Source organism: Pseudomonas sp. SORGH_AS_0211, assembly GCF_031453455.1.
GTDB lineage: Bacteria > Pseudomonadota > Gammaproteobacteria > Pseudomonadales > Pseudomonadaceae > Chryseomonas > Chryseomonas aestiva.
Genome location: NZ_JAVIZV010000001.1, coordinates 4724636 through 4737587, shown reverse-complemented (window position 1 = coordinate 4737587; position 12952 = coordinate 4724636). Strand labels below are relative to the sequence as shown.

The window sequence follows — 12952 nt, the reverse complement described above, 5'->3', positions numbered from 1 at the left end:
CGCTCTGCGGCGCTTTTTTCGTTTTGTCGCCTCGCTGAACCCCGGCAGGTCATCCGCGGCCTAAACTAGGAGCACAACAACACCAAGAAGGAGCCGGCCATGAGCCAACGCTATCCCGTGCCCGAGAGCCTGAGTGCCCGCACCCACCTCGACGAAGCCCGTTATCGCGAGCTCTACCAGCGCTCGGTGGAACAGCCGGAACGCTTCTGGAGCGAACAGGCCAGCGCCCTGCTCGACTGGTCGCGCACCTGGGACGAAGTCCATAGCGGCGATATGCGCCAGGGCCAGACCCGCTGGTTCAGCGGCGGCCAGCTCAACGTCGCCTACAACTGCATCGATCGCCACCTCGCCGCTCGCGGCGATCAGACGGCCATCCTCTGGGAAGGCGACGATCCCGCCGACAGCCAGGTCATCAGCTATCGCCAGTTGCACGAGCACGTCAGTCGCCTGGCCAATGTGCTCAAGGATCGCGGGGTCAGGAAAGGCGACCGCGTCTGTCTCTATATGCCGATGATTCCCGAGGCGGCCTACGCCATGCTCGCCTGCGCGCGCATCGGCGCGGTGCATTCGGTGGTATTCGGCGGCTTCTCGCCCGAGGCGCTGCGCGACCGCATCCTCGATGCCGACTGCCGGGTGGTGATCACCGCCGACGAGGGCGTGCGCGGCGGCAAGCGCGTCCCGCTCAAGGCCAATGTCGACAAGGCCCTGGCCAAATGCCCGGAGGTCCACACCGTGGTCATGGTCGAACGCACCGGCGCCGCCGTGGCCCGCCAGGAGGGGCGCGACCTGCCCTACGCCCAGGCGGTGGCGGCGGCTTCGCCCGACTGCCCGGCAGAGCCCATGGACGCCGAGGATCCGCTGTTCATCCTCTACACCTCCGGTTCCACCGGCAAACCCAAGGGCGTGCTGCACACCACTGGCGGCTATCTGCTGGGCGCCACCCTGAGTTTCAAGTACCTGTTCGACTATCACGAGGGTCAGGTCTTCTGGTGCACCGCCGATGTCGGCTGGGTCACCGGCCACAGCTACATCGTCTACGGTCCCCTGGCCAATGGCGCCACCACCCTGATGTTCGAAGGGGTACCGAGCTATCCCGATGCCAGCCGCCTCTGGCAGGTGGTGGACAAGCACCAGGTCAACATCTTCTATACCGCCCCCACGGCCTTGCGCGCCCTGATGCGCGAAGGCGACGACCCGGTACAGCGCACCTCGCGCAAGAGCCTGCAGCTGCTGGGCAGCGTCGGCGAGCCGATCAATCCCGAGGCCTGGGAGTGGTATCACCGGGTGGTGGGCGAAGGACGCTGCCCCATCGTCGACACCTGGTGGCAGACCGAGACCGGCAGCATCCTCATCGCTCCGCCACCCGGCGCCCTGGCGCTGAAACCGGGTTCGGCCACCCTGCCCTTCTTTGGCGTCCAGCCGGTGCTGCTGGACGAGCAGGGCAAGGAGATCGACGGACCCGGCAGTGGCGTGCTGGCGATCAAGTCCAGCTGGCCGAGCCAGATCCGTACCGTCCATGGCGACCACCAGCGCCTGATCGACACCTATTTCAGCGCCTACCCGGGCTACTACTTCACCGGCGATGGCGCACGCCGGGACGAAGACGGCTACTACTGGATCACCGGGCGGGTGGACGACGTGCTCAACGTGTCCGGTCACCGCATCGGCACCGCCGAGGTGGAGAGCGTACTGACCGAACATGCGGACGTGGCCGAGGCCGCTGTAGTCGGCTGCCCCCACGAGGTCAAGGGTCAGGCGGTCTATGCCTTCGTCACCACCAAGGGTGGAGTGACGCCGAGCGACGAACTCAAGGCCCGCCTGCGCCAGCAGGTGGCCGATGAGATCGGCAGCTTCGCCAAGCCGGAATTCCTGCAGTGGGCACCCGCCCTGCCCAAGACCCGCTCCGGCAAGATCATGAGACGCATCCTGCGCAAGATCGCCTGCGACGAACTGGACAGCCTGGGTGATACCTCGACCCTGGCCGATCCGTCGGTGGTCGACAGCCTGATCGACGCCCGCCTCAATCGCGCGCCCCAGAACTGAACGCCGGCCCAAAGAAAAGCCCCGCCTAGGCGGGGCTTTTTTCTGCGAGCAGCCTTAGTGGGCGGCTTGCATACGGTGCTTCAGGTCACGCATGCGATCATGGGTCGCACGGGCCTTTTCCAGCTGGCTGCGCAGGTTGGCCTGGGCATCCGGGGTGGCGTGTTCGTTGACGGCACGCTCCAGCGCGTGCAGCAGGCGGTCTTCCTGCTCTTCCAGCTCGCTGACGTAGGTGACTTCTTCCTTTTCCTTGCTGGCAAAGGAGGTTTTGACGTCGGTGTAGTACTTGCGGAAGCTGCCGGCAAAGGTGCCTTGCTCGGCAGGCTTTTCACCCGAGGCCGACACCTGGCTGCTCAGGGCGCTGATGATCTCGGCCTTGCTCTGGGCGATCTCGGTGAACAGGGCCTTCAATTCGGGGTTCTTCACTTCGGTGAGGGCGTGCTCGTAGAAATTCTTGCCGTCACGGGCGATCTCGATCAGATCGTTGAGGGTTTCGGTCGTGCTGGTCATGGCAGTTCTCCGGGGCGAAGGACAGGGGGGTGATGGCAGCGCGCGGCGCCGCCATCGTGCCGGGTGTACGAGCGTTCTTACTGGGCGGCTTTCAGCGCGTCAGCCGAGACGGCCTTGACGCCCTTGATGGCCTTGGCTTCCTTGATCGCCAAGTCGCGCTGGGCTTCGGTCGCCACGGTGCCGGACAGGGACACGACACCCTTGTTGGTCTCGACCTTGATCGAGGTGCCCTTGATGTGTTCGTCGGCCAGGAAGGAAGCCTTCACCTTGCTGGTGATCCAGGTGTCGGACGCGGCTTCTTCGGTCTTGTCCATGGTGTTGTTGGCGGCCAGGGTCATGTTCTGGCTGGTGGCAGCAAAGGCACCGCCGGCCAGCGGCAGGCTCAGTACGGAAGCGGTAACGGCAGCGAGGGCAAAAGTACCGAAAGTCTTTTTCATGAGATGACTCCTGTTTTCCTTGGTTGTACTGCGCCCAGGTCCTGGTAGCAGCGACCTAGATGTAGAGCGCAACGGCCGCGCCGAATTCCAAGATTCGTTAAAGACTTTACTAATCAATGAGTTATGAAAAATAGACGGCGACAAGGGGCGGGCAAAATGCAATTGGCAGATGGATAGGCCTGGTAATTTGCACGAGGTCAGACGACTCTTGAGCCTGGATGGGAAGAGTTGCCCGCCAGAGCATCTCACCCGATAAAGCCAGACTTATGGAAAAGATTTCCACGTGACCAGGCCAGAACTGCCATACCTTTATCCGGTCCAAGCCCCAGCGAACCCGACACCTGCGATCGGGCCTTGAGGATCCGGCATGCGGCCTCTCTCTCCTGCGCGCATTGCCCTGATTTATCTGCTGCTGAGTGCCCTCTGGGTGATCGGCAGCGACGGGCTGTTGTATCTGCTGCTCAGCGATCAGGACAGTGTCTATCTGTGGCACACCCTGAAGGGCCTGGCCTTCATGAGTCTGCTGTCGCTGGTGCTCTATGGATTGCTGCGGCGCCAGGTCAGCTATCGTGAAGGCTTCATCGAAGAGCTGCAGAACCAGCGCGCTACCCAGGATTTCGTCCAGCGCCTGACCAATACCGGCGACTGGCAGCTGACGTCCGATGGCCGCCTGCTCTGCTCCGAACGCACCCTGGTGATGCTGCACCAGCCCAAGGGCAGCGATCCGCTGGATTTCGCCACCATCGCGGCCTGCGCCCGTGTCGATGACCGCGATCATGTGCACAGCATGCTCGAACGCCTGCAGCACATGCAGGGCCCGCTGAATTTCTCCGCGCATTTCGCCGATGGCCAGGACAGCTGGCGCTGGCTCAACTGGCAAAGCGACTTCGACGAAGCCGGCACCACGCGCGGTGCCCTGGTCGACATCACCAGCCACAAGCTGGCCGAGCAGGCGCTCCAGGACAGCCAGAGACGCTATCGCGAACTGGTCCAGCACCTGCCGCTGGTGGTCTTCGCCAGCGATCACCGTGGCCGTTGGCAGTTTCTCAATCCGGCCTGGGAAGCCCTGACCGGCCACCCTGCCAGCCAGCAACTCAACCACCCCCTGGATCAGGCCTTCCACCCCCAGGATGGAGCCCGACTGCGCCAGCTGGTGGCCGATTTCGCCGCCGGTCAGCGCCTGCACTGGAATGGCGTGGTGCGGCTGCGCCTGTCGGTGGAAAGCCATCGCTGGATGCAGATGGAGCTGCGTGCCGGTCTCGATGGCGAGATCCAGGGCACCCTCACCGACATTCACCACGACTACCAGGCGCAGCAGCTGCAACAGGCCCGCAGCGACGTCCTCGACGATCTGCTCACCGGCCTGCCACTGGCGGAGATCCAGCAGGGCATCGCCCAGCGGCTGGAACGGATCTATCCGGAAATGCGCGTCGCCCTGTTGCTGGACGACCAGGGCGAGCATCTGCGGGTCGCCGCCGCGCCGAGCCTGCCACCCGCCTTCCAGGCGGCGCTGGAAAGCGTGCCGCGCAGCCGCCACGACCAGGGCTGCTGCAGTGCCGTCACCACCAATGCCCCGGTATTCACCATCGATGTCGAACTGGATCCGGCCTGGCAGCAGCTGCTACCGGCCGCCCAGGCGGCCGGCATTCGCGGCGCCTGGGCCCTGCCCCTGCAGGACGAGCAGCAGCGCGCCGTGGGCGCCCTGGGCGTCTACTACGGAGAGGCGCGGCTGCCAGAAACGGAAACCCAGGCGCTGATCACCGAATTCGCCCGCCTCGCAGTGCTGGCCATCCGGCAACAGCGCGTGGTCCAGGCCCAGCGCGCGAGCGAGGCGCGTTACCGCGGCATCTTCGAGCAGGCCTACACCGGCATCATGCTCAGCGACCTGGACGGTCGCTGGCTGAGCGCCAACCACCACTTCTGCCAGATGCTCGGCTACTCGCAACCGGAATTGCTGCAGAAGGACACCGCCTCGGTGACCCATCCGGACGAGCGCGCCCTGGGCGCCACCCTGCGCAAACAACTGGTCGACACCGGCCAGGACCGCTACACCCTGGAAAAACGCTATCTGCATCGCAGTGGCCAGCCGGTCTGGGCCAATGTCACCACGCGCCTGATCCGCGACGACCAGGGGGTGCCCCAGTATTTCATCAGCACCGCCCAGGACATCACCCTGCGCAAGCAGCAGGAAGAAAGCCTGCGCCAGGCCGCGGCGATGTTCCAGAACAGTCGCGACGGCCTGCTGCTGCTCGACGAGCGCCGTTGGATCCTGGCGGTGAATCCGGCCTTCGCCCGCCTGCTGGGCGCCCAGGAAGGCACCCTGCTCGGCCAGCGGCTGGGACTGCCCGGCGGTGGCCGCCAGGACCAGCGCTTCTACCGCGAACTCTGGCGCACGGTACGCCGCGTGGGCCGCTGGGAGGGCGAATTGCTCTGGCCGCGCCTCGACGGCACTACCTTTCCGGCCTGGACCACCATCGATACCCTCTACCCCCGGGAAACCCGGCAGTACACGGTCACCGTCAGCGATACCACGCGCCTGCGGGAAAGCGAGGCGCGCCTGAGTCACCTGGCGCATCACGATCCCCTGACCGACCTGCCCAATCGCCTGCTGGCGCGCACCCATCTGGAGCACGCCCTGGCCCTAGCGGAGCCCCAGGAATACCTGGTCGCCGTACTGATCCTCGACTTCGATCATTTCCGCACGGTCAACGAAAGCCACGGCCATGCCCTGGGTGACGAACTGCTGGTGGAATTTGCCGCCCGCCTGCGCGCCCTGCTCAGCGAAGACATCACCCTGGCGCGCATCGGTGGCGACGAGTACCTGGTTATCATCGAGCGGATAGACCGGCCCGAATTCGCCGCCCAGATCGCCCAGGCCATGCTCGGCAAGCTGGAGCAGCCCTTTCACCTCGGCGAGCACGACATCTATCTCAACGCCAGCATCGGCATCAGTCTCTTTCCCGACGATGGCGCCACCGCCGATGACCTCATTCGCAATGCCGACACCGCCATGCACCAGGCCAAGGACCAGGGGCGCGACACCTTCCGCTTCTATACCCAGGCCCTCACCGAGCAGTCGCGGCGGCGGCTGAATCTGGAGTCGCGGCTGCGCACGGCGCTCAAGCGCGGCGATTTCGTTCTCTACTACCAACCGCTGATGAGCGTCAGCACGGCCCAGACCATTGGCGTGGAAGCCCTGGTGCGTTGGCGGGATCCGGAGCTAGGGCTCATCCCGCCCACCGAATTCATTCCACTGGCCGAGGAGACCGGACTCATCGTGCCGCTGGGCGACTGGATCATCGAAAGCGCCTGCCAGCAGATGCACAGCTGGCTCGCCCAGGGACTGGAACTGGAGACCCTGGCGATCAACATCTCGCCCCGGCAATTCGCCAAGCGCGACCTGGCCAGTACCATTTCCCGTGCCCTGGCGCGCAGTCGCCTGCCGGCCGAGAATCTGGAACTGGAGATCACCGAAGGCACCCTGATGAACAATGTCGAGGAGGCGCTGCTGTCCCTGGCCACCCTCAAGACCCTGGGGGTGCGCATCGCGGTGGACGACTTCGGCACCGGCTATTCCTCGCTGGCCTACCTGCGCCGCTTCCCCCTGGATAAGCTCAAGATCGACCAGAGCTTCATGCACGAACTGCGCAGCGACAGCGGCACCCACAGCAGCCAGGCCATCGCCGCGGCCATCGTCGCCCTGGGCCAGGGGCTGGATCTCGACGTTCTGGCCGAAGGGGTAGAGACCACCGAGCAGTGGGACATCCTGCGCAAGCTGGGTTGCCAGCAATGCCAGGGCTTCCTGTTCAGTCCGCCGCTGCCGCCGGAAGAGTTCGAGGCCTGGTATGCCGAACGGCAGAAGGCGCGCGCCTAGCGGCTAACCGACGAATGTCACGGTATTGCAATCAAAACCGCTCTAGACTCGGGTTTCCACTTTCCGTCTGTCCCCGAGGGTACCAGTATGAAGATCGTGGTTCGTCCCCTGCGCAAGTCCACCACCAGTGCCTGGCAAGTCTGCATCGACAAGCAGGCCATCACCTTTCTCAGCGAAGCCGATGCCCGCAGCTACGTAGCCACGCTGGAGGCGCGCATCGCCGCTCCCCATCCGTTGCCGCTGCGTGAGGCGACCACGGGAATGGCGGCGCCGCTCTAGGCCGGCTGCACCCTGACCGTCCGTCTTCCGGATCACCTTGGCGCCGCCCGTTCAGCGGCGGCCCAGGGCGGTTCACGGCTGTTCCTCGGCGAACGATTGGCTAGCCAGCTATCGAAAATGTAACTTTTGCGGCGTCCGTCCCATCCTACCCCTAGGCCCTGCGTTCGCAGGGGCTCGCTGTCTGATGGATCTGGAACGCCCATGCTCGAACTCGCTGCTGCCTTCATCTGCTTCACCTCGCTGCTCACCTACCTCAACTACCGCTTCGTCGGCCTGCCGCCCACCATCGGCGTCATGGTCATCGCGCTGATCTTCTCGGTCGGCCTGCAGAGTCTTTCCTGGCTCGGCTTTCCCGGCCTGGAACACCGCATCGGCGAATTGCTCGGGCAGATCGACTTCAACGACCTGCTGATGAACTGGATGCTCGGTTTCCTGCTGTTCGCCGGCGCCCTGCACGTCAATCTCAAGGATCTGCGCGACTACAAATGGGCCATCGGCGGCCTGGCGACCCTCGGGGTGATCATCTCGACGGTGCTGATCGGCTATCTCAGCCACTGGATCTTCGGCTGGCTGGGCTGGCACGTCGACATCCTCTACTGCCTGATCTTCGGCGCCCTGATTTCCCCGACCGATCCCATCGCCGTACTTGGCATCCTGCGCTCGGCCGGCGCGCCCAAGTCGCTGGAGACGACCATCGTCGGCGAGGCGCTGTTCAATGACGGCGTGGCCGTGGTGGTCTATTCGGTGCTGCTGGGGGTGATCCAGCTGGGCGAGGCGCCCACGGTCAACGCGGCGCTCTGGCTGTTTCTCGAGGAAGCCGGTGGCGGCATCCTGTTCGGCCTGCTGATCGGCTTCGTCTGCTACTGGCTGATGCTGAGCATCGAGCAGCATCAGATCGAGGTGATGCTGTCGCTGGCCCTGGTGATCGGCGGTTCGACGCTGGCCAGTCACCTGCACGTCTCGGGCCCCATCGCCATGGTGGTGGCCGGTCTGATCATCGGCAACCTGGGCCGCACCAAGGCGATGAACGACTTCACCCGGCGTTATCTGGACGGCTTCTGGGAGTTGATCGACGAGATCCTCAACGCCCTGCTGTTCGCCCTGATCGGCATGGAGCTGCTGGTACTGCCGTTCAGCTGGGCTCACCTGGGCGCGGCCCTGCTGGTGACCCTGGCGATCCTCTTCGCCCGCTGGATCAGCGTGGCACCGGTGGTGCTGCTCAGCCCGCACTGGCGCAACATGACCCGTGGCACGGCGCGCATCCTCACCTGGGGCGCCCTGCGCGGCGGGGTCTCCGTGGCCCTGGCGCTGAGTCTGCCAGCCGGTCCGGAACGGGATCTGATCCTCGCCCTGACCTATATCGTGGTGCTGGTTTCCATTCTCGGCCAGGGCCTCACCATCGGCCGGGTGGTCAAGAGCGTCACCGGTGGCGCCCCGGTCGTGCGCGACGAGCACCACTGATCCCCGGAAACGAGAAACCCCCGCCATGGCGGGGGTTTCTGGGCAACACCCGAGCGATCAGCGCGGCAGGTTGCGGCCGGAGAAGATCTCGCGCATCTCATGCTTGAGGCGCTGGGTGATCTGCTGACGCTGTTCGGACGAGAGGCTGCGGGAGGCGTCGCCGAACAGATAGTTGTCCAGCTCGAATTCCTTGAGCAGCATCTTGGTGTGGAACAGGTTGTCCTGATACACGTTCACGTCGGTCATCTGGTAGGCCGCGCGGGTGTCCTCGGACAGGTAGTTCTGGATCGAGTTGATCTCGTGGTCGATGAAGTGCTTGCGCCCTTCGATGTCGCGGGTGAAGCCGCGCACCCGGTAGTCCACGGTGACGATGTCCGAGTCGAACTGGTGGATCAGGTAGTTCAGGGCCTTGAGCGGGGAGATCACGCCACAGGTGGAGACGTCGATGTCGACGCGGAAGGTGGCGATGCCGTCGTCCGGATGGATCTCCGGATAGGTGTGCACCGTGATGTGGCTCTTGTCCAGGTGGCCGAGAATGGTCTCGCGCAGCGGACCGGGCGACTCCTCGATCTGGCTCTCGGTCGGCTCGACCGGCTGCTCGGAGATCAGGATGGTCACGCTGGCGCCCTGGGGATCGTAATCCTGGCGGGCGATATTGAGGATGTTGGCCCCGATGATATCGACCACGTCGGTCAGGATCTGGGTCAGACGCTCGGCGTCGTATTCCTCGTCGATGTACTGGACATAGGCCTGCTGATCTTCCGACGTCTCGGCGTAGCAGATGTCGTAGATGTTGAAGCTCAAGGTCTTGGTCAGGTTGTTGAAACCATGAAGCCTGAGTTTGCTTTTCACGGTGGTAAAGCTCCCGTCGTGCGGTCTCTGACCGCGGTCCTGAGTGCCCGTCAGTTGCGGATTGCGCAAGCTGCGTAGGGCGGCGAACACCTCTTCGCGATGGCGATTGGCTGTACTTGTCGGGGGCTTGCCCCTTAAGAGCGGCGCATTATGCAGATCGGCAGCGGCTGGGGCCAGAGTCTGCCGGGCCCAGGTGATGAATTGATGTCGGCGGGAAGGGATGAAGCGGAGGGCGACGCCCGCACGGGCGTCGCCTGCAAGAGCATCAGGCGAGTTCGACGAGTTCGTAGCTGTGCGTGATCTCGACACCGGCCCGACCGAGCATGATGGACGCCGAGCAGTACTTTTCCGCCGACAGCTCGATGGCGCGCTTGACCTGGGCTTCCTTGAGCCCCCGGCCCTTGACCACGAACTTCAGGTGGATACGGGTGAACACCTTGGGCTCGGTGTCGGCGCGGTCGGCCTCGAGGAAGGCCTCGCAGCTTTCCACCGGTTGCCGCGCCTTGCGCAGGATGCTGACCACGTCGTAGCTGGCGCAGCCACCCAGGCCGATCAGCACGGTTTCCATCGGCCGCACGCCGAGGTTGCGACCGCCGCTTTCCGGCGGGCCGTCCATGACCACCACGTGGCCGCTGCCGGATTCACCGAGGAACATGGCCTCGCCTGCCCACTGGATGCGCGCTTTCATCGCTTTCGTCCTACTTATATATGCAAATGGTGATCAGCTTAACATGCTGGATGGCGTAAACTGGTGCGCAGTGAAGGGTTATTCAGCTCGCATTTAAGCTGCGCATGTTCTTATCCGGTCTTTGAATTGGAACCGGCGCAGCCTGTGCATGCACCGGTTCGGACATCGGTGCCCCCTACTCAGGTTAGCTTTCAACCTTAGGAATCAGCATGGCCGCTATCATCCCACCCGCGAAGTTACAGCACATCGACAAGCTGCTAGCGCACTGCTCGCGTCGCCGCTACACGGCAAAAACCACCATCATCTACGCTGGCGACAACAGCGAAAGCCTGTTCTTCATCCTCAAGGGTTCGGTGACCATCCTCATCGAAGACGATGAAGGCCGCGAAATGATCATCGCCTATCTCAATGCCGGGGACTTCTTCGGCGAGATGGGGCTGTTCTCCAAGGAAGGCAGCGAGCCCGAGCGCAGCGCCTGGGTGCGTGCCCGTACCGAGTGCGAAGTCGCCGAAATCAGCTATGGCCAGTTCCGCGAACTGAGCCAGCACGATCCGGACATGCTGTTCTCCCTCGGTCGCCAGATGGCCGAGCGCCTGCGCCAGACCACCCGCAAGGTCGGCGACCTGGCCTTCCTCGACGTCACCGGTCGCGTGGCCCGCACCCTGCTCGACCTGTGCAAGCAGCCCGACGCCATGACCCACCCGGATGGCATGCAGATCAAGATCACCCGCCAGGAGATCGGCCGCATCGTCGGTTGCTCCCGCGAGATGGTCGGTCGCGTGCTGAAGTCCCTCGAAGAACAGGGTCTGGTCCACGTCAAGGGCAAGACCATGGTGGTGTTCGGCACCCGCTGAACCCGCCTGGCGCGCCCCTGCCAGCAGGCGGGGGCCGTTCCCCCCGCCCGTCCGGGCTTCAGCTCTCGACCCGTGGCTGGACCTTAGCGACCCGCACCGTGGCCTTCTCGTCGACGGTCTTCTCGTCATTACCCTTGGCCTTGGGTTCGCCCACGACGAAGTGGAATTCTTCGCCGTGCTTGACCGCGCCATAGAGCACCGCCTTCTCGATCAGCTCGGTACCGCGCAGATGCCGCAGCATCAGCGGATCGCAACGCAAATCGCGATAGAGCGCCAGGCACAGCAGCGCCATCACCACCACGAAGGGCAGCGCGACCACGATAGTCAGATTCTGCAGCCCGTTGAGCGCTGCACCCGGGTTGCCCGGGTCACCGATGGCCAGCATGATCGCCGCCACCGCGCCGGTGAGGGCGCCCCAGAAGATCACCGTGCGCCGCGAAGGCTCGGTGGTGCCGCGCTCGGACAGGGTGCCCATCACCAGGGACGCGGCGTCGGCGCCGGACACGAAGAAGATCGCCACCAGCACCATCACCAGCACCGAGGTCACCGAGACCCAGGGATAGCTGGCCAGCAGGTCGTAGAGGGCGAAGTTGCTGTTCACCGCGCCGTCGACCAGGGTGAAGGCGCCCAGGCGCATGGCGTCGATGGCCGCGCCGCCGAAGATGACGAACCAGACCACGCTGACCAGACTCGGCACCAGCAGCACGCCGGTGACGAACTGGCGGATGGTGCGACCGCGACTGATGCGGGCGATGAACATGCCGACGAAGGGCGTCCAGGAAATCCACCAGGCCCAGTAGAACACCGTCCAGCTGGACAGCCAGTTGCCCATGGCCTCGCCACCGCTGGCGCTGGTGCGCGCCATCATCTCCGGCAGGAGGTCGATGTAGTCGCCGATGGCGGTGGGCAGCAGATTGAGCATCAGCAGGGTCGGACCGGCGACGAAGACGAACAGCGCCAGCGCCACCGCCAGCACCATGTTGGTGTTGGACAGCCACTGGATGCCCTTCTCGACCCCGGACACCGCGGAGATGACAAAGGCCACCGTCAGCACCGTGATGATGCTGATGTAGAGCATCTTCCCGGGTTGCTCGATCCAGCCGTTGTGTTCGAGTCCGCCGGCGATCTGCAGGGCGCCCAGACCGAGGGAGGCCGCCGAGCCGAACAGGGTGGCGAAGATCGCCATCATGTCGATGACGCGACCGACGGGGCCATTGGCGTGTTCGCCGATCAGGGGGCGAAAGGCCACCGAGATCAGTTGGCTGCGACCGCGCCGATAGGTGCCATAGGCGATGGCCAGCCCGACCACGGCATAGATGGCCCAGGGATGCAGCGTCCAGTGGAACAGCGTGGTCGCCATGGCCACCTGCAGGGCGGCGCTGCTCTGCCCCGCGGCACCACCGGGCGGCGGATTGAGATAGTGCGACAGCGGCTCGGCGACGCCAAAGAACATCAGGCCGATACCCATGCCGGCGCTGAACATCATCGCCACCCAGGAGAGGGTGCGGAATTCCGGCTGCTCGTCGTCGCGCCCCAGGGGGATCCGCCCATAGCGACTGGCGGCCAGCCAGATGACGAAGACCACGAAGCCGGTGGAGGTGAGCACGAACAGCCAGCCGAAGTGGGTGATCACCCAGCCCTGGGCGGTCGAGGCGCTGCTGGCCAGGCTGGCCTGGCTGACGAAGCCCCAGATCACGAAGGCCAGCGCGGCGATGCTGGTGACGCCGAAGACTACCCAGTCGGTGGTGCCGGCGAGTCGCCGATCCCGGCGCGACTCCTCGGTCCGGGAGGGATCGGTGACGCTGATATCAAGTGTTTCGCTTTTTTCTTCCGTTGCCATGGTGCTTGCCCTGGTTATGGATGGCCTGGTGCGGCGGAGCACGGTCTTGTCCTGCGACAGCCAGCCGTCTCCGCGCCTCGCCACGGTTCAGCGAGTCGGAGGCCATTAACCGGGTTT

The 12952-nt window shown here is 64.6% G+C and carries 10 protein-coding genes; 5 read left to right on the top strand and 5 right to left on the bottom strand.

The features are described 5' to 3' along the window. Nucleotides 1-99: 99 nt before the first annotated feature. Nucleotides 100-2043 (top strand): acetate--CoA ligase, encoded by a 1944-nt coding sequence (gene acs, locus QE393_RS21920; protein WP_310045592.1) that lies wholly within the window; start codon nucleotides 100-102, stop codon nucleotides 2041-2043. A gap of 54 nt (nucleotides 2044-2097) precedes the next feature. Here acs and QE393_RS21915 read toward each other — a convergent pair whose 3' ends face one another. Together QE393_RS21915 and QE393_RS21910 are read right to left on the bottom strand one after the other, a co-directional pair. Then, nucleotides 2098-2550, bottom strand: coding sequence for a PA2169 family four-helix-bundle protein (locus QE393_RS21915; protein WP_133861929.1), 453 nt, complete (start codon nucleotides 2548-2550; stop codon nucleotides 2098-2100). Between the two features lie 77 nt (nucleotides 2551-2627). Next, a complete protein-coding gene (locus QE393_RS21910) occupies nucleotides 2628-2987 on the bottom strand; it encodes a BON domain-containing protein (RefSeq protein WP_017640375.1) in 360 nt (119 codons plus the stop codon). Between the two features lie 367 nt (nucleotides 2988-3354). Here QE393_RS21910 and QE393_RS21905 point away from each other — a divergent pair, with 367 nt between their 5' ends. The 3 genes from QE393_RS21905 to QE393_RS21895 all read left to right on the top strand — a co-directional run bounded on the left by QE393_RS21905 (nucleotide 3355) and on the right by QE393_RS21895 (nucleotide 8601). Beyond that, nucleotides 3355-6861, top strand: coding sequence for an EAL domain-containing protein (locus QE393_RS21905; RefSeq protein ID WP_310045591.1), 3507 nt, complete (start codon nucleotides 3355-3357; stop codon nucleotides 6859-6861). An 87-nt stretch (nucleotides 6862-6948) separates the two neighbouring features. After that, nucleotides 6949-7140, top strand: coding sequence for a hypothetical protein (locus QE393_RS21900; protein ID WP_158891533.1), 192 nt, complete (start codon nucleotides 6949-6951; stop codon nucleotides 7138-7140). Nucleotides 7141-7341: 201 nt separating this feature from the next. Next, on the top strand, nucleotides 7342-8601 hold the full coding sequence (locus QE393_RS21895; RefSeq protein WP_310045590.1) for a sodium:proton antiporter: 1260 nt from the start codon (nucleotides 7342-7344) through the stop codon (nucleotides 8599-8601). Nucleotides 8602-8658: 57 nt separating this feature from the next. Here QE393_RS21895 and speD read toward each other — a convergent pair whose 3' ends face one another. Next, complete coding sequence (speD, locus tag QE393_RS21890; RefSeq protein WP_007159721.1) at nucleotides 8659-9453, bottom strand: adenosylmethionine decarboxylase; 795 nt, start codon at nucleotides 9451-9453, stop codon at nucleotides 8659-8661. A 265-nt stretch (nucleotides 9454-9718) separates the two neighbouring features. Then, complete coding sequence (locus QE393_RS21885; RefSeq protein ID WP_158891526.1) at nucleotides 9719-10141, bottom strand: OsmC family protein; 423 nt, start codon at nucleotides 10139-10141, stop codon at nucleotides 9719-9721. A 209-nt stretch (nucleotides 10142-10350) separates the two neighbouring features. On the opposite strand from QE393_RS21885, the gene crp reads away from it, so the two are divergent. Further along, complete coding sequence (gene crp / locus QE393_RS21880) at nucleotides 10351-10995, top strand: cAMP-activated global transcriptional regulator CRP (RefSeq protein ID WP_017640369.1); 645 nt, start codon at nucleotides 10351-10353, stop codon at nucleotides 10993-10995. A 58-nt stretch (nucleotides 10996-11053) separates the two neighbouring features. On the opposite strand, the gene QE393_RS21875 is transcribed toward crp, so the two are convergent. Then, nucleotides 11054-12835, bottom strand: a complete 1782-nt coding sequence (locus QE393_RS21875) for a BCCT family transporter (RefSeq protein ID WP_273805782.1) — start codon at nucleotides 12833-12835, stop codon at nucleotides 11054-11056. Nucleotides 12836-12952: the final 117 nt, after the last annotated feature.